Origin of the sequence: Methanococcus aeolicus Nankai-3 (assembly GCF_000017185.1) — an archaeon.
Lineage (GTDB): Archaea > AGJL01 > Methanococci > Methanococcales > Methanococcaceae > Methanofervidicoccus > Methanofervidicoccus aeolicus.
The window spans coordinates 1302347-1318949 of record NC_009635.1 but is presented as its reverse complement, the minus strand read 5'-3'; the positions used below and the strand labels follow the sequence as shown (position 1 = coordinate 1318949).

The window sequence follows — 16603 nt, the reverse complement described above, 5'->3', positions numbered from 1 at the left end:
TGGACAATATAACAATTGATTATTCAATATTGAATAAATATTCATTATGTCACAGATGTTTTGGTAGATTATATGCAAAATCGCTACATACTACCAATTACGAGAGGGGGAGAGCATTGAAAATGGCTAAGGCTATTGAATTAGAGCTAAATTTAGCTAATTTATATAATCTATTAAATGGATTGAATGAACTAAATGAAAATAGCAATGATATAGGAGAAATAAAAGAAACAGAAGAAGATATAATAAAAGAAATAGAAATAAAGAAAGAAGAACTAAAAAACATATACAAAAGTGGATTAATCGAAATAACCAATATGGTGGAAAATATAGAGGAAATAAAAGAAACGGAAGAAACCACCAATGAAAATGAAAAAAAATATTCCTGTCCATATTGTAGAGATATATTTGATAAAAATCATTTAAATGACATCTCCGAAAAAATATTAAAATTTACAAGTAATTATGAATTCGACACTTTTTTAATAGGGACAGTACTCCCTAAAAAGATAAAAGAGTTAGAAAAAGAAATTATAAACGATAACCCAATGGCAGAAAGTATAAAACAAGAATTTAACAGAATGATGGGAAAAATGATAGTGGAAAAAACCAATAAAGTTGTGGAAAAAACCAATCCTGATATTGTAATAATGGTTAATCCATACAATAAAAGAATAGAATTACAAATAAATTCTATATTCATTAAGGGAAGATATAATAAATTAATAAGGGGCATACCACAATCCCACTGGCATTGTAGGAGTTGCAGAGGAAAGGGATGCGAAAAATGCGATTGGACTGGTAAGCAATATCCGACCTCAGTTGAAGAGATAATAGCAGAACCATTTATGAAGGCATTTAAAGGAAAAGAAGAAGCCTTCCATGGTGCAGGGAGGGAGGATATAGATGTTAGAATGTTAGGAAATGGGAGGCCTTTTGTGCTTCAAATAAAAGAGCCAAAAATAAGAAAAGCCGATTTAAAACCACTAATGGAGGAAGTAAATAAAAGTGGAAAAGTTGAAATCCATAATTTAGAATATGGAGTTAGAAAGGATATCATATTTTTTAAAAATGAGGCACATAGAAAAACATATTTAGCCCATGTGGAATGTGAAGATGAAATCACAGAAGATGAAATCAAACAATTAGTGGAACAGATGCAAAATCTTACAATAAATCAGAGAACCCCTCAAAGAGTAAGTCACAGAAGGGCAGATTTAATAAGAGTTAGAAATGTTTATGCCGTTTCATTAAATAAAATAATAAATTCAAAAGAATTTGAACTAAAAATATATTGTGATGGCGGACTATATATTAAAGAATTGATACATGGGGACGAAGGTAGAACGATACCATCTGTATCGGAGCTCCTAAATAAAAAATGTATATGTAAATTCCTTGATGTATGGGATGTTCATGATTTTGAGCATGAAGAAGAGCAATAATTTATTTTTACTATATTATTATTTTTCAACCAATTTGGCATCCAATACATTATAATAACCACATTCACAGCTATCATCCCATATTATTTCATAATCCATAACTTCTATTTTTTTATCAAAAAATGGGGCATCAAATACAAAAGTTTCAGCCTCTCCCCCTTCAAATGCTTTATTTATTTGATATTTTTCCATTATTTTAAATAATTTATCAATATTATCATCAGTTATTCTTTTTCCCAGCCATTCCTTTCCCAATCCATAAGCTGCAACACTAACCATCCTAAAATCAAAGAATTTTGCCGTATCCCTCAATATCAATTCCTGTTCCTTATGCCATAATGGAGCAAAGGATTTTATACCAATTTCTTGACATATATGGTCTATTCTTGTTCTTTGATATTCACTTGCCAGAGCTCCGCTTACAATTCCATCAATATCTAATTTTGATAATGTCTTTTTTAAATCCAATATCTCTTTTTCCTTCTCTCCTGCGGTTATTACCTTAACCATGGATATATTTGCACTTTCTGCCACTAAATCGGTTAATTCTACATTTGGAACATGAAACATATAGCTCTCCTTATTTTTTGAGACCACATTCACCATATAATTTACATCCCAGCCTTGATTTAATGCCCACCAAAGAGCATAAGCCGAATCCTTTCCCCCAGAATATAATGAAGCAATTTTCATAATTTCACCGTTTCTATTTTCTTTTTCTTTTATTTTTTCATTGGTATGTATATATTATTTTATATAATATTACTAAACATATGTTTATTAAAATATAGTATATTTGAGAACATCTTTGATTTACTTAACATTGCAGTAAAATATAGTCAGATATATAATTTTTGGCTTGTTGTAATATAATAAACTAAAATCTTTCTGACCCGTAAAGAACATACTTTCGAACACACTATAAATTAGGTGGAACAATGGCAAAATTTATAATGGTAGTGGGAACATCCTCAAACAGTGGGAAAACAGTTTTAGTAGCTGGAATATGCAGAATACTTGCAAACAAAGGTTATAAAGTAGCACCATTTAAATCCCAAAATATGAGTTTAAATTCGCGAGTAGCTAATGAGGACGGAGAAATAGCCGTAGCTCAATACACCCAAAGTTTAGCTTCAAAGGTAGAACCATCCATTCATTTTAATCCAATATTATTAAAACCCATGGGAAATTTTGTATCTCAGGTTATTGTTCAGGGAGCTCCCTATAAAACAATAAATTATAATGAATATAGAGAGGATAAAGAATATTATTTAACTAAAATAAAGGAAAGTTTGGAATATTTAAACAAAAATTATGATTTCGTTGTTATGGAAGGGGCAGGTAGTTGCTGTGAGATAAATCTATTGGGCGACGATATAGCCAACCTTAGAATTGCAGAACTATCAAATGCAGATGCCATATTAGTTTCAGATATTGATAGAGGCGGAGTATTTGCATCATTATATGGGACTGTGGAATTATTGCCCCAAAAATGGAAAAAATTAATAAAAGGATTTGTAATAAATAAATTTAGAGGCAATGCCGAAGTATTAATTGACGGATACAAAAAAATTGAGGAATTAACAAACATACCAGTTTTAGGAACTATACCATATAGTGAAGAGTTGGAGCTCCCGGAAGAGGATAGTCAGGCACTACAAAATAAAAAAGTATTTGGCAACATAAACAGCCCCGTTGAAGTAAATGTAGTAAGATTCTCAAAGATATCTAATTTTACAGATATTGATGCCTTTTCTAAAGATGCCCTTATTAAATTCATAGATTTTAAAGAGGATATAACTGGAGATATACTTATACTCCCAGGAACCAGATGTTCCACGGTTGAAATGGATTTAATGAAAAAATATAAAATGGATAAAAAAATAAAAGATTTTGCAAAAAAAGGGGGCATCGTTATTGGAATATGTGGAGGATATCAAACAATGGGCAAAATGTTAATTGACGATACGCATTCGGAAGGAGATATTGGAACAATTGAAGGAATTGGATTATTTGACATGGAAACTTATTTTGGAAATAAAAAGGCAATTGTAAATTCAAATGGAATATTATCAATTAAAGATGATGATTTTTTAGTTAATGGTTATGAATTGCATGAGGGAATAACCCATTCAAATGAAAAACCACTTATAAAATTAAATAAAGGATTTGGCAATAAAAACGATGGATATGATGGTTCAATTAATATAAAAGATGGAAATTATTTAATTGGAACATATTTCCACGGCATATTTGATAATTACGAGTTCAGAAATCATATTATAAATATGGTGTTGGCAGAAAAAGGGCATAAATTAATAACCGAGGATAATTATAAAGATAATTTTGAAAAAAATATTAATAAATTTGCGGAAATTATTGAAAATAATGTAAATCTTGAAAAAATATTTAAAAAATAACATTATAATAACTTTAATTTACCTGTTATTTTTTCCAGTTTTTCCTCTTTATCTGGACCTATTCCAACAGCCGTTGCTGTCCCCGAAGGTATTTGGGTATGTCCTGCGTCTCTAATTAAACAGCATGAAAAACCATCAATATTTGCATCTCTAAACACCTCAAATAATTCTTTTTCAGAATTAACTTTTAATACTACTTTTTTTTGACCTTCATTTAGCCATTCTTTGGCAACCGAAGGGTTATTTTTCTGAGTATTTAAAAAAGATATAAGGGAGGCATGACTGCCCTGTGCCACCAACTTGCCTTTTCCCATTTTTAAATCATTTCTTAAAATTATTACCTGTTTATACATTAAATCACCATTTATAGTTAGTCTTCAAAAATTGTCCCTTTATTGTCCCAAATATTAGTGCGATAAGGCGTATTAATAAAATATGGTCTTATCTGCATAAATATAGGGTGGAACAGTTCGAAGAGTGACTATATTTATTATTTTATTTCATATATAATATTATTATATGGTATATAGGAGCTCCCTGCAAAATAAATTGCAATAAATAATATCAAATAAAATTTGGGATATTATGGCCTTTGCTTCACGACGATTTTATGGCATATAATGAACAAATATTTGAATCTCAAAAAATCTTTCAATTTTTATACGAATTCCCCTGGAATTCAAAAATCTTTGATTTTTGTAGATTTCCTCGTTCCACCTAGAAACATACTATATAGTAAGTTCAATAACCGTCCTTATCCGTCCTATTTCAATCGTTTCCTTTGGAAACGATTTACAATCGTAAAAACTCCTTCGGAGTTTTGAGAAATTATTAAATAAAATCTCTTCGAGATTTTGTACAAAAGCATAGCTTTTGTAAACAAAATCCTTTTAGGATTTTGTACAAAATCGAAGATTTTGTAAATAAATTCTTAATTTTTAGTAATGGAGATTTTGCGTATTGTGGCATGTTTAATGAAATTGTCCTAAGATTGACTATAAATAGATAACTTTATATTGTAGATTATACATAGGAAGTATATTTCTTTATAATTGATATAATATAGGAAATATATTTCCTTAGGTGATAATATGAATAACGATAAAAATACAAATATGGCATTAAACGAGGAGCTCCTACTGGCATCAGGTGATGGAAACATAGAAAAAGTAAAGGAGCTCCTAAAAAAAGGTGCAGATATAAACTTTAAAAATAGAATGGGGGGAGCCCCAATATTAGCAGCATCATTAAGAAATCAATATGATATGGTTAAATTTTTAATTGAAAATGGTGCAGATGTAAATGCTAAAAATAGAGTAGGTAGAACTAGTTTATTATCGGCAATAGAGGAAGGAAAAACAGATATAGCAAAATTACTTATTGAAAATGGTGCAGATGTAAATGTAATAGATAGTTTTGGATTATCAGCAATTATGGTGGCAGAAGATTATAATCAACCAGAAATAGTAAAATTACTTATTGAAAAAGGAGCGGATACCGATGGCATAAAACATGTCTATGAATAATATACTCCGTACAAATAAAGAATCCTTGAAATAATAATTTAATAAATTTCGAGGAAGAATATTGGATGGAGATAGTTAAAGTCGTTAAAACTGCATAATATATATGTATATATGCATTAAATACAGAGATATAATCAAATTATTTTATAATTTGTTATTCAGTCTATTCTTTTATTTTTTAGCGAATAATCTTTTTCTATTTCTTTTAACTCTTTTTCAACCAAATCGATATATCCTTTTTTCTTAGGCAATATTATTACTTCTTTGGAGGGCATTTTTATCGATGCTCTAAAACCATGTTTTCTTGCCAAAGCCGTTAATCTATTATTGTAATAATATAAATCATCAAATAATTCTGTATTAAGTTTAGTGTCTGAATTGCAATATTGAAGGCAACAACCTTCTCGCCAGTAGCCGATTTTATTTCCTACCTCTCCAACTCGCTCTATTTTTACATTATAATGTTTTTGTAGTGCTTCTATATCATTACAACCACATCTAATAAGCGGTCTAAAAAATTTTATATTTCTATATTTCTTGGGGACCGGTGTTAATTCCATTTTACTATAAACATAACTTCCATAAGTTTCATTGACATACTGGAATATAGGTCCTGCTATTTTTTCCAGTGCAGACTCTCCTGTGAGTATTGTATAGGCTTTCTCTTTGTATGCTATTTCTCTTATTTTCTCCTTCATAATAGTTTTACATATTTTACATATATTTTTTCCCCACGAGTGCCCCCCCTGTATTCTTTGGCACAATACATCTGTAATATCATAAAATATCAATGGAACATCATACTCTTTAGTTATTTTCTGCACCTGTGTTTTAGGGAGCTCCCAGCTCCATTTATGAACAAAATGCACTGCCAACTTTATATCTAAATCTAAATCTTTTGCCATTGCCAAAGCCGTAGAACTATCTTTTCCACCGCTAAGCATTGCTATAATCGGTTTATCCAATAAATTTTGTTCTTCAAAATTTTGTAATATTTCTTTTTTTAATTGGGTTAAATTATTTAATTTTCTATTTTCTTTTGTCCATTGTGTAAATTCTAATTCCATTTTATCCCTATGTTTTAATATGGCATATGTATTAAAATTTATTAAAATATAATTAAATCAATATTTTGAAATTATAATATTAATTTTTTTATTGGATTATTCTACTCCATTCACTATATGCTACAAATTTATTTTTCCGTGCAAATCCTATTAAAATTATGTTATTTTCTCTTGCAATTTGCACTCCCTTATCTGTGGAAGGAGATTTGGAAATAATTGCGGGGATTTTTGCATTTTTGCATTTATTGACCATCAAAGTTGGTTGCCTACCGCTTGAAATTAATATTTTATTTGTTAAGTCGATATTGTTTAAAATACAATGCCCTATTACTTTATCCACGGCATTATGTCGCCCTATGTCTTCAATATTTATTAGGATATCCCCATCTAAATCAGATATACATGCCCAGTGAGCTCCCCCAGTAATTTTCCATACTCCCGTAATATTTTCCATATATTTTATTACTTTTTGTATTGTGTTTAATTTTAATTTTATATTTTTACCATTATTTTCATTGTCGTTGCTCTTTTCAGAATATTTGTTATTATTATTATTATTATTATTATTGCATACATTGGTCTCAATATATATAACATTACCTTCAACGGTGATAGATTTTATCGAATCTGCTGTTATACATTCTATTCCTTCTGAAACAATATATCCTACTGCCATTTCCTTAATTTTATCAGGGGTTGCTACTGTATTTGAGATATATTTGCCATTTAAATATATATCGTAGCTTTCCTCGATACATACAAAGTCCTCTCTTATTATTGATTCATTATTTTCTAAATTAAAAGATTTTACCACTACCTTTCCTATTTTTTCGTCCATAATATCCTCCCTTCTCAATTTAATAATACCTGGCTTAATTATTTATATTATAAATCATATAACCATAAATGATATTCTATTTTTAATGTTTATATAATGTATATTATATATTATATATTATATAGCTAAAATTGGAATTTTACATAATTATATCCATATATTGATATAAATATTATAAAATAATTTTTAATAACCTTGTGAGGAGCTCCGTGATAATATGTATTTGAGAACATTGAATTTAGAAAATAAAACTATTGCAGTAGATACCTGTGTAGTAATTGAAGGAAAAATAACAGATTTAATAATAAAAGAAATAATAAAGAATTCAAAAATAATCATTCCCGAAGCTGTTGTGGCCGAGTTAGAAGCACAAGCTAACAAAGGGCGAGAAATAGGCTATGTAGGGATAGAAGAATTAAAAAATTTAGTGGATGTTGCAAAAAATTATAACATAGAAGTCGAATATTATGGGGATAGACCCTCATTAAATGATGTATCTCTTGCACCATCTGGTGAAATTGATGCTATGATAAGAAAAGTGGCAAAGGAAACAAATTCCACCCTATTAACAAGCGATAGAATCCAATATAATCTTGCAATAGCTCAAAATATTGATACATATTTTATTGAAATTGAAGAAGAACATATCGATTTATTGCTATTGGATTACTTTGACGAATATACTTCTTCGGTTCATTTAAAGGAAAATTGTGTTCCTTATGCAAAAAAAGGAAAGCCCGGAGAAGTTAAGCTAATACCCATATATGACGAAAATAGTCAGATGCCATTGACTATGTCAAAACCACAAATAAAAAAATTAATTGATAATATATTAAAATATGCCGAACAAGAGCATGGATTAATTGAAATAGAAAAAAGGGGAGCCACCGTAATTCAGTTAGGTAATTTAAGAATAGCCATAGCTCGACCACCATTTTCGGAGGCTCTTGAAATTACGGCTGTTAGACCTTTGACAACTGTATCAATAGACGAATATAATTTATCGGAAAAATTATTAAATAGAATTACAAAGGAGGCAAATGGAATATTTGTTTCAGGAGCTCCGGGAAGTGGTAAATCTACTTTTGTGTCGGCATTGGCGGACATGTATAAAAATAATGATAAAATTATTAAAACTATGGAAAGCCCAAGAGATTTGCAGGTTAGTGAAGAAATTACACAGTATGCTCCATTAGAAGGCAAAATGGAAAACACCTGTGATATATTATTATTGGTTAGACCTGATTATACCATATATGATGAAGTTAGAAAAACAAAAGATTTTGAAATATTTGCAGATATGAGAATGGCAGGAGTTGGAATGGTTGGGGTTGTTCATGCCAGCAAACCGATTGACGCCATTCAAAGACTTATAGGGAGAGTGGAATTAGGATTAATTCCCCAAATAGTTGATACCATCATATATATCGAAAGCGGGACAATAAAAAAGGTTTATGATGTGGAATTTACCGTAAAAGTTCCCCATGGTATGAAAGAGGCAGATTTAGCCAGACCTGTAATTGAGGTTAAGGACTTTGAAACAAAAATTCCAGAATATGAAATATATACCTACGGAGAACAAGTTGTAGTTATGCCAATAAATCCGGATGAAATGGCAAAGGAACAGCCAGAAATATACAAATATGCCGAAGCTAAAATAATGGAAATATTAAAAGGACATTTACCAAAAGGCGTTAAAAACAAAATGAAAGTAAGGGTTTTAGATGGAAATACCATAAAATTAATTGTGCCAGAAAAACATATTTCTTCGGTTATTGGAAAAGGCGGTAGCGAAATAATGAAATTGGAAAATAAATTGGGATTAAGAATCGATGTTGAAAAAAATGTGGATGATAGCATATTTGATGAAAAATTTTCCAAAAGTAAAAGTAAAAGTAAAAGTAAAAAAGATAATGAGGAAGATTATATTTCCTATGAATTTACAAATGACTACGAAACTACAAAATTAATTGAGGATAAAAAACATATTTTAGTAGAATTGGGGGATGATTATATTGGGGCAAATGTAAAAATATATATTGATGGAGATTTTTTGTGTAATGCAACAGTTGGTTCCACGGGCGTGGTTAAAATAACTAAAAGCACAAAAATTGGAAAAGAATTATTAAATTCCATGAAATTAAAAAAGGATATTTTTGTGGAATGTGATTAATCTCTTTTTATATTCTTACTATTTTTAAGTTATTTATTGTAGTTGATTTAGGAGCTCCCAAAATACCATATATATTTATATTATCTATTTAATTAAATAAATGGATATATGCCAATGAAAAAATAAAAAATTTTCGAAAAATTAATAAAAAAATGGGGCCGGTGCCGAGAATCGAACCCGGGTCGAAGGATCCACAGAGGGACTGAAATAATGCAAATTTTTGGTGATATTATGAATGAAAAAATAAAGGATATTAAAATAAAACAAAATACAAGGGATAAACTCAAAATATTATGTACAACAAAAGGTTATAGGTCATACGATGAATTAATTAGCGAAATGTTAAAGTTCTACTGTGAAAAAAAGAATATAAAAATATCAATAACAATTGGAGAATAAATATAAATCATAAACAACAATATAATATTGGGTGAAAATATGAAATACAGAAAAACTACAAAAAAATACACAGAGAGGCTTAAAAAACAATCCAGAATAAGAAAAATAAAATATGTTGATTATGATGAGCTTCCAGCATGGATAAGAAGAGCAGAGGATAGGATAAATAAAATGAGTCATGAAGAATTTTGCGATGAGATGGTAAAATTTGGAACAGATGCAAAAAAAGCAGGGGGAGTTGTAAATTTAGTGTTTAGGGATATACAGTAAGTTTATGAATTCGTCAGGAGATAATATTTCTGGTGGGGATATTTTTAGTTTATTTTTAAATTCTGATTTTATCAATCTTTTATTTTTTTCTTTTCTTAAATCAGTTCTGTTGAATGTGATCAGATATTGGCAACCTAATTTCGATGACTCATATACTACTTTCATGTCAGACTGTTTTAAGTGGCTCAAAGTTGAAGGCAGTTTTAAACTTTTTGCTCTTTTGTATATTGTAATATTATTAGACCAATGAAAACAATCAACCCACTTTTCAAAAACTCTTTTTTTTACATATTTTGGAGCTTGTGTAAATTCATATGCCACCATTAATGGAATAATCCCTTTGATTTGAGTATTGCTACATATTAATTTTGCAAATGCATGTGCATTTTCCATGTTATTTATTTCTTCGTTTAGTTTTTTAATTGATTTTGCGGATTTTTTCAAAGTAGTTTCTGTTTCTCCCAAATACCCTAAAACATTTGTATCAACTGCAACCTTAACAACCATATTACCCCCTCAATATTTTCTTCAAAGGTTTTGAAAAATCAGGTATATAATCTATCCCAAGTATATCCATTTTCCCCATATTCCTGCTCCATCTTTCTAAGTCCTTTTCTGGATGTTTCGATTTTTCTAAGTCAATAACTTTTTTACTCTTAATTTTTTCATCCTGTTCTTGTGCCTTTTCGCTTCTTTCTTCATGGAGCTCCATGGCAACATTTAATAAATGTTGGATATATTCATCGTCGTATTTTTCTGCATCGTATTCTTTATTTTTAATCATGTTCTTAATATGTTCTGCCACTATTGCCTTATTTTCTGGATAAGATAGTGTAGGGTCAATTAATGCTTCCAAATCAATTAAATCTTCATCAATATTATTTTTTTCTAAAAACCTTTTTAAATTATATATTTGTAATCCTTTGCTCATTACTTTCATTTTCTCACCTCATCCATTAACCTATTTGTGGAGTATGTCAGGGCAACAGTAAATGCAAGAACTACAATGCCCCAAAATATTACTTTATCAAATTTCATTTTAAACCACACTCACAGGAATTCTAAAGTATTTACATAATTCCATGACTTCTGATTTTGAAGAAATGTCGCTGATTAAGTTGTCCCCCCCATAAATGAGAAACCTGAAATTATCACTATCAAAAACATAGTAATTATTTTTAAAAATCTCTTCATTAACTTTAATAGTTGTTAGTATTTTTTTAATATATACAAATTTCATATTTTTAAATAATTCTATAATTTTATTATACATAGCAAATAATACAAAAATAAAGTTCTTTTTTTCTTCAATTGATTTTAGGGAATGATAAATATGCCAAGCGTAATGACATAAATTATCAATATTATTCAGTGGTTTCGTGTCAAACTTTTTAATATCTTCATAAATGAAGTTTTGAAGATGGTAATAAAAATTATCTTTCTTTTTAAATTTTTCTAAATAATAATTGCATAGTTCAATATAGAGATAATATTTTTTAATCATATATTCACCCTAATTTAATTTTAGGTATGTTGAATAACTGCATTTGTATATATGATGGATAAGAGGAACAAATATAGAATGTTGAAATATCATTATTTTCTATAACTTGCGATAATAAAGGATAATCCTTTTCCCAATTTTTTAAGATTATTAAACTCGTAAAGGGTCTATTAAATAATTTATCTGCATTAAAATCTAATGGTTTTAAAAATATATCTCCATTAGGTAAGGAAATCATTTGTTTTAGTTCGTATTGTGGGGTTTGAAAAGAATTTGCATTTACCAAATGATATTTTTTCATTAACCATCCATCATAAGAAGCCGTGGAATATCCGCAATCCCTAACCATAAATGATATTTCTTCTAATTCTTCACCAATTATAGAATTATAAGAATACTCCGACAGTTCATTATACCAATCATCCCAACTCTTTTCAGAGGGATTTAATCCCAACCAGTCCGCAATTGAGCCTGCTAAATCTAAGCAATTTTCTGCCCAATCATGCCATAATCCATCGGGGTTTGTAGGGTCAATATAATTGCATGCAAATCCTGCATAACTTTGCCAGCCTGTTCCATGTGTTTTTTTCCATTCTTTCCAATCGTCCATAAGTTGGTCTATTGGAAATGTTACCCCTACAAGTAATGCACCCGCAAAAGCCAGTCCTGCTGATAGCCCAACACCAGCCAAAACCGCACCCGCAACCTCTTCAACAGCATAAGATAATCCAATATATAGCAATGTTTCAGGATTATCCTTAATCTCTTCGTATGTGTTGCCAATTTTTTCTTTACCTAACTGCATCAGTCCCTCTACTCCATAAGAGGAAACTGCATCCATTACATTACTTGCATATTCCATACCTCTTGCAATATTTACCGTTTTGGGAGTATCTAACAAATGATTATTCCATTCAGTCCCATAATCACTCATCAATTTCATCCATTCCAACGCCATATTCTTAATGAATTGTATATATTGAGCATCATCTATCCCCCATTCTGCCAATAAATCCCGTCTTTTTGAACCGAAAAATCCTATGTGGCTGTTTTTTATGCTTCCCATATTAGGTTGTATGTCAGTTCCCCAATATGTGTTTCCATTATTGAGCTTGTATGCCGATGGAAAAACCATAATGCTACTTGGAGCACTGCATAAGTTTGAGCCTCTCCATAATCCATATCCAAAAGTTTCGATTGTTAGATTGAAATATAAATATCCTGTGTAAATTTTTATGTCTGAAATGTTAAAATTTGGAATGTTAAATGGGTAATCTATAATATCCAATAAATTAGGAACTTCAAAGTTTTCTGTGGAACTTGAAAATATTTCATTACCTACAAATGTTGTCGTGTAGGTGTTTGCTGTATTATATTCGTGAGCTCCTCCTCCGAACAGTTTATAATATGGAATTATTTTGAAGTCATCCACATTTCCATTTGGATAAATGTAAAAAGAAGCAGTTGGTTTTATAATGTATTCCAGAATATTATTATCATCTGGAATAACAAGATTTTCTCTAACTTTGTTAGATGGGTTTATTCCATATATCAAAGCATCCTTTAAAGTTGGATTAATCAAATATCCCTTAACTTCTCCTGTGGGGTTTATGGCATAATTTACAGCATTTTTTAAAATAGGGTTAATTAAGTATTCACTAACAATATTTGGTTTTATTAAGTATTCACTACCTGCACCATTGGGGTTTATTTCATATATGGAAGCATCCTTTAAAATAGGATTTATTAGATACTCACTAACAACACTGGGTTTTATTAGATACTCACTAACAACACTGGATGGAGTTATGTTGTATTGATGTGATGCAGATGTGAATAGTTGGGTTATGGGATTGCCAGAACCTGAAAGTTCCACTTCCAAAACATTATTATCTGGAATAACAAGATTTTCTCTAACTTCGTTAGACGGATTTATAATGTAATTTACAGCATTTTTTAAAATAGGGTTAATTAAATAATCACTAACAATATTTGGTTTTATCAAATATCCCTTAACTTCTCCTGTGGGGTTTATGGCATAATTTACAGCATTTTTTAAAATAGGGTTAATTAAGTATTCACTAACAATATTTGGTTTTATTAAGTATTCACCACCTGCACCATTGGGGTTTATTTCATATATGGAAGCATCCTTTAAAATAGGATTTAATATTATTTTCTTTGCATTCCCCCCTGGATAGATGTAAAAATTATACTTCATAGTATCCCTAACGGTCTTCTTCTTGGACTTCTTCTTTTATCCAGTAAACCCTAACTGTATTGCTGTATTCTTTTGTTATGTTTAGTCTAATTTTTCCTGTGTTATTTAAATTTTCTAATCTATCGCACCTAGTCGTTCTGTCTGAAATATCTGTCCATCTTCTATTGTATATGCACTGAACTCTTACTCCATTTTGATAATCATCACCACTTATATCCGCACCGATTGAATATATGTTTTTATTATCCCATAGGTCATTAGGGACTGATATTACTATTTCCCCGGATTGTCCTTTCGTGTTAATTGTTCCTATTGTTTCAGCCATCTAGTCACCTCAACTCATAAACTATTGTATAATATATAGGAGCTTCAACTACTCCGCTTGTTTCAATTATTACCTTTTGATTATATATCGGGCTTTTCAATCCCATAGCACCAGATATTCCTTTAAATACATACATATTCATAAACTCAAAATCATCAGGCTTTACACCCAGGATAGCGGGGCTTTCAGATTGAAACCCAGAAAATACTATCCCTAAAATCTTGAATGAATTGTTAATATTATGTTCTATTTTACCGGTTGTAGTTATGACCCCGGTTAAGTTATTTACATTACTCACATCACTTATCACTGCGTTTATAGAGCCCATAACACAACACCACTAATAAAATTATTATGACAATAAAATAAATCCCGTAGTTTTGCTTTTCAGATAGTAATCGTTCTCGTTCGCCGGGGGTTTCTTCTACATTCCCAGTTAAAACATACATATTATTCTCCCTTTTTTCTCTTTTTGTATATCCACACACCAACTATTAAAATTAAAACTAAGACTACACCAACAAGAGTATATTTTGTCGATTTTGGGATATATGGTTGTCCTGTTTCTGGGTTAATAAGTTCCCCAGTTTCCGGGTCTGGAGTATAATAATTTCCACTACCATCAACATATCCACCGTCATCGGTTGGCGTAAGTGTTCCATCTTCTATATCTCCTCCCGGGTCTAATGCACTATCGGGAAGATAATCTGAAGTAGCATCTCCTAATGCATCGCCTAAACTATCCATATATCCGCCTCCACCGTAGCCTCCATCTCCATACCCTCCACCGTAGCCTCCATCTCCATAACCTCCACCGTAGCCTCCATCTCCATACCCCATATCTCCATGGCCATCTTCTTCATATCCTGTGTCCCCAGAATCTCCCATCCATTTTGACATCATGTAGAGCTCTGCACCAGTGGCTGCTATACCTAATCCACCAACTATTCCATTTAGCTTGTCCCATTTTGAAACATTTGGTTCATTTATCCCTTTTCTTAATTTTGGGGTTCTTCTTAATTTGGGCATTTTTATTTTTGGAACTTTTATTTTTGGAACTTTTATTTTTGGAACTCTGATTTTAGGTATCTTACTATTAATTTTGGGTGTCCTACTGGATGCTTTAATATGATGTGGTGGTGTCCTTCTCCTGGTTGGTCTTCTGTGTGTTCTCCTGGTTGGTCTTCTGTGTGTTCTCCTGGTTGGTCTTCTGTGTGTTCTCCTGGTTGGTCTTCTGTGTGTTCTCCTGGTTGGTCTTCTGTGAGGTCTGGGCTTATTCATCCTTCTTGCTACTCTACCTACTGGAAGCATACTATCATCTCTTCATTGCATATACAATTGCACTAACTATGACTAAAACAATAATAAGACTGGATAATGATTTTTTCTTTCTGGGTTGGAATGCATCTTCAATATCTCTTTTTGCATTTGTTCCCACCCATCCAATCCCTAGCCCACCAATACCTGCAACTGCTGTTGCGGATCGTGGATTTTTGACTACAAAATCTCTTGAAGCTGTAAGAATTCTTTTAGGTGCTATCATCTTATAACCTTTAAACTATTCTCTCAGTCAATATTCTAAATTTAGTATCTTTATCTCCATTTATTGTTAGATTTAAATTATGACTTGCCGGTAAATTTTCAATTATTGCTATTTGTTTTGGCACTGATTTTGTAGGGTCTCTATCGTTCCTTAAAAATGCTATATCAGTTAATGTTTCCATATCATTTCTCTCAACAACTGTTTGAAGTGATTGGAGCTCCAACTCATTTATGTTTCCTTCTTGAACATAGATTATAATTCTATCATACCATCCATTTGCAGAGGATATTGTAAATGTCTGTTCTGTTGCTGTGAGTGTTTCCCCTCTTCCTGTGAATATTCTTTTGTTTATTGATGCGTTTAATTGTGCTTTGAGTTGTTCCTCTGATATTTGACCTCCATATTTTGATTTTACATACTGGACATAACTTGTAGTATCCAATCCAATATATCCAAGTGTTGCCTTAACTTGCTTTTCTAATTTGTTGGTAATTTCAATCTGGCAATCTGGGAGGAGGTAAGGATATATTGCAGTATTCACAGTATCATCATCATAATCGTATGTCAATGCTGATTTTACTTTTTTCTTTGCAATATCAACTATATTTCTTCCATTCTGCAAGAATGAAAGCACATTAAGATCGAGCAAAGTTCCTAAAAAGAAACTCTTATCCTTTGTTCCTGCGTATATTCCAATGTCTATTTGGTTAAGTGTATCTGCTGTTAATTCAGCATTATCATCAAAATCCACATTAAAATAAAATGCGTTGTAAATATAACTCTCTTTTAAATATGATTGCATTTTATCTTTTGCATTTATTGTTTTGACTGTTGAACCAATTATTTTTTCTACAACTCCAATCATAATATCA

Annotated in this window: 19 protein-coding genes; 6 read left to right on the top strand and 13 right to left on the bottom strand. The window is 30.7% G+C overall.

What is annotated here, in order from left to right:
• Nucleotides 1-8: 8 nt before the first annotated feature.
• Entirely contained in the window at nucleotides 9-1445 is a 1437-nt protein-coding gene (locus MAEO_RS06390; RefSeq protein ID WP_048062531.1) for a tRNA pseudouridine(54/55) synthase Pus10, read from the top strand.
• A gap of 18 nt (nucleotides 1446-1463) precedes the next feature.
• Here MAEO_RS06390 and MAEO_RS06385 read toward each other — a convergent pair whose 3' ends face one another.
• A complete protein-coding gene (locus MAEO_RS06385) occupies nucleotides 1464-2138 on the bottom strand; it encodes a diphthine--ammonia ligase (protein WP_011973961.1) in 675 nt (224 codons plus the stop codon).
• A gap of 245 nt (nucleotides 2139-2383) precedes the next feature.
• Between MAEO_RS06385 and cobQ the strand changes: the two genes are divergently transcribed.
• The gene (cobQ, locus tag MAEO_RS06380; protein WP_011973960.1) at nucleotides 2384-3865 is read left to right on the top strand and encodes a cobyric acid synthase CobQ; all 1482 of its coding nucleotides are present in this window, start codon (nucleotides 2384-2386) and stop codon (nucleotides 3863-3865) included.
• A 2-nt stretch (nucleotides 3866-3867) separates the two neighbouring features.
• On the opposite strand, the gene pth2 is transcribed toward cobQ, so the two are convergent.
• Nucleotides 3868-4218 carry an aminoacyl-tRNA hydrolase gene (pth2, locus tag MAEO_RS06375; RefSeq protein ID WP_011973959.1) on the bottom strand — a complete coding sequence of 117 codons (351 nt, stop codon included), beginning with the start codon at nucleotides 4216-4218 and terminating at the stop codon, nucleotides 3868-3870.
• Nucleotides 4219-4956: 738 nt separating this feature from the next.
• On the opposite strand from pth2, the gene MAEO_RS06370 reads away from it, so the two are divergent.
• Nucleotides 4957-5391, top strand: coding sequence for an ankyrin repeat domain-containing protein (locus MAEO_RS06370; RefSeq protein WP_011973958.1), 435 nt, complete (start codon nucleotides 4957-4959; stop codon nucleotides 5389-5391).
• Nucleotides 5392-5549: 158 nt separating this feature from the next.
• Here MAEO_RS06370 and MAEO_RS06365 read toward each other — a convergent pair whose 3' ends face one another.
• Entirely contained in the window at nucleotides 5550-6458 is a 909-nt protein-coding gene (locus MAEO_RS06365; protein ID WP_011973957.1) for a tRNA lysidine(34) synthetase, read from the bottom strand.
• Between the two features lie 88 nt (nucleotides 6459-6546).
• Nucleotides 6547-7296 carry a formate dehydrogenase accessory sulfurtransferase FdhD gene (gene fdhD, locus MAEO_RS06360; protein ID WP_011973956.1) on the bottom strand — a complete coding sequence of 250 codons (750 nt, stop codon included), beginning with the start codon at nucleotides 7294-7296 and terminating at the stop codon, nucleotides 6547-6549.
• A 217-nt stretch (nucleotides 7297-7513) separates the two neighbouring features.
• Here fdhD and MAEO_RS06355 point away from each other — a divergent pair, with 217 nt between their 5' ends.
• The 3 genes from MAEO_RS06355 to MAEO_RS06345 all read left to right on the top strand — a co-directional run bounded on the left by MAEO_RS06355 (nucleotide 7514) and on the right by MAEO_RS06345 (nucleotide 10138).
• Nucleotides 7514-9469, top strand: a complete 1956-nt coding sequence (locus MAEO_RS06355) for a PINc/VapC family ATPase (protein WP_011973955.1) — start codon at nucleotides 7514-7516, stop codon at nucleotides 9467-9469.
• 231 nt (nucleotides 9470-9700) lie between these two features.
• Complete coding sequence (locus MAEO_RS07920) at nucleotides 9701-9868, top strand: hypothetical protein (RefSeq protein ID WP_198002416.1); 168 nt, start codon at nucleotides 9701-9703, stop codon at nucleotides 9866-9868.
• A gap of 39 nt (nucleotides 9869-9907) precedes the next feature.
• On the top strand, nucleotides 9908-10138 hold the full coding sequence (locus MAEO_RS06345; RefSeq protein ID WP_011973953.1) for a hypothetical protein: 231 nt from the start codon (nucleotides 9908-9910) through the stop codon (nucleotides 10136-10138).
• On the opposite strand, the gene MAEO_RS06340 is transcribed toward MAEO_RS06345, so the two are convergent.
• The 9 genes from MAEO_RS06340 to MAEO_RS06300 form a co-directional block, all read right to left on the bottom strand.
• The gene (locus MAEO_RS06340) at nucleotides 10115-10645 is read right to left on the bottom strand and encodes a hypothetical protein (protein WP_011973952.1); all 531 of its coding nucleotides are present in this window, start codon (nucleotides 10643-10645) and stop codon (nucleotides 10115-10117) included. The genes MAEO_RS06345 and MAEO_RS06340 overlap by 24 nt on opposite strands.
• Before the next feature lies 1 nt (nucleotide 10646).
• On the bottom strand, nucleotides 10647-11078 hold the full coding sequence (locus tag MAEO_RS06335; RefSeq protein ID WP_011973951.1) for a hypothetical protein: 432 nt from the start codon (nucleotides 11076-11078) through the stop codon (nucleotides 10647-10649).
• A 99-nt stretch (nucleotides 11079-11177) separates the two neighbouring features.
• The gene (locus MAEO_RS06330) at nucleotides 11178-11642 is read right to left on the bottom strand and encodes a hypothetical protein (RefSeq protein WP_011973950.1); all 465 of its coding nucleotides are present in this window, start codon (nucleotides 11640-11642) and stop codon (nucleotides 11178-11180) included.
• A 4-nt stretch (nucleotides 11643-11646) separates the two neighbouring features.
• On the bottom strand, nucleotides 11647-13863 hold the full coding sequence (locus MAEO_RS06325) for a hypothetical protein (protein ID WP_011973949.1): 2217 nt from the start codon (nucleotides 13861-13863) through the stop codon (nucleotides 11647-11649).
• A 7-nt stretch (nucleotides 13864-13870) separates the two neighbouring features.
• Complete coding sequence (locus MAEO_RS06320; protein ID WP_011973948.1) at nucleotides 13871-14188, bottom strand: hypothetical protein; 318 nt, start codon at nucleotides 14186-14188, stop codon at nucleotides 13871-13873.
• Nucleotides 14189-14192: 4 nt separating this feature from the next.
• The gene (locus MAEO_RS06315) at nucleotides 14193-14516 is read right to left on the bottom strand and encodes a hypothetical protein (protein WP_011973947.1); all 324 of its coding nucleotides are present in this window, start codon (nucleotides 14514-14516) and stop codon (nucleotides 14193-14195) included.
• A 122-nt stretch (nucleotides 14517-14638) separates the two neighbouring features.
• Nucleotides 14639-15499 carry a hypothetical protein gene (locus MAEO_RS06310; RefSeq protein ID WP_011973946.1) on the bottom strand — a complete coding sequence of 287 codons (861 nt, stop codon included), beginning with the start codon at nucleotides 15497-15499 and terminating at the stop codon, nucleotides 14639-14641.
• A 4-nt stretch (nucleotides 15500-15503) separates the two neighbouring features.
• Complete coding sequence (locus MAEO_RS06305; protein WP_011973945.1) at nucleotides 15504-15731, bottom strand: hypothetical protein; 228 nt, start codon at nucleotides 15729-15731, stop codon at nucleotides 15504-15506.
• A 10-nt stretch (nucleotides 15732-15741) separates the two neighbouring features.
• Entirely contained in the window at nucleotides 15742-16596 is an 855-nt protein-coding gene (locus MAEO_RS06300; protein WP_011973944.1) for a hypothetical protein, read from the bottom strand.
• Nucleotides 16597-16603: the final 7 nt, after the last annotated feature.

Coding starts and splice junctions, on each gene's coding strand:
- MAEO_RS06385 (WP_011973961.1), bottom strand. CDS start 2,138: ATGAAAATTGCTTCATTATATTCTGGGGGAAAGGATTCGGCTTATGCT.
- cobQ (WP_011973960.1), top strand. CDS start 2,384: ATGGCAAAATTTATAATGGTAGTGGGAACATCCTCAAACAGTGGGAAA.
- pth2 (WP_011973959.1), bottom strand. CDS start 4,218: ATGTATAAACAGGTAATAATTTTAAGAAATGATTTAAAAATGGGAAAA.
- MAEO_RS06370 (WP_011973958.1), top strand. CDS start 4,957: ATGAATAACGATAAAAATACAAATATGGCATTAAACGAGGAGCTCCTA.
- MAEO_RS06365 (WP_011973957.1), bottom strand. CDS start 6,458: ATGGAATTAGAATTTACACAATGGACAAAAGAAAATAGAAAATTAAAT.
- fdhD (WP_011973956.1), bottom strand. CDS start 7,296: ATGGACGAAAAAATAGGAAAGGTAGTGGTAAAATCTTTTAATTTAGAA.
- MAEO_RS06355 (WP_011973955.1), top strand. CDS start 7,514: ATGTATTTGAGAACATTGAATTTAGAAAATAAAACTATTGCAGTAGAT.
- MAEO_RS07920 (WP_198002416.1), top strand. CDS start 9,701: ATGAATGAAAAAATAAAGGATATTAAAATAAAACAAAATACAAGGGAT.
- MAEO_RS06345 (WP_011973953.1), top strand. CDS start 9,908: ATGAAATACAGAAAAACTACAAAAAAATACACAGAGAGGCTTAAAAAA.
- MAEO_RS06340 (WP_011973952.1), bottom strand. CDS start 10,645: ATGGTTGTTAAGGTTGCAGTTGATACAAATGTTTTAGGGTATTTGGGA.
- MAEO_RS06335 (WP_011973951.1), bottom strand. CDS start 11,078: ATGAAAGTAATGAGCAAAGGATTACAAATATATAATTTAAAAAGGTTT.
- MAEO_RS06330 (WP_011973950.1), bottom strand. CDS start 11,642: ATGATTAAAAAATATTATCTCTATATTGAACTATGCAATTATTATTTA.
- MAEO_RS06325 (WP_011973949.1), bottom strand. CDS start 13,863: ATGAAGTATAATTTTTACATCTATCCAGGGGGGAATGCAAAGAAAATA.
- MAEO_RS06320 (WP_011973948.1), bottom strand. CDS start 14,188: ATGGCTGAAACAATAGGAACAATTAACACGAAAGGACAATCCGGGGAA.
- MAEO_RS06315 (WP_011973947.1), bottom strand. CDS start 14,516: ATGGGCTCTATAAACGCAGTGATAAGTGATGTGAGTAATGTAAATAAC.
- MAEO_RS06310 (WP_011973946.1), bottom strand. CDS start 15,499: ATGCTTCCAGTAGGTAGAGTAGCAAGAAGGATGAATAAGCCCAGACCT.
- MAEO_RS06305 (WP_011973945.1), bottom strand. CDS start 15,731: ATGATAGCACCTAAAAGAATTCTTACAGCTTCAAGAGATTTTGTAGTC.
- MAEO_RS06300 (WP_011973944.1), bottom strand. CDS start 16,596: ATGATTGGAGTTGTAGAAAAAATAATTGGTTCAACAGTCAAAACAATA.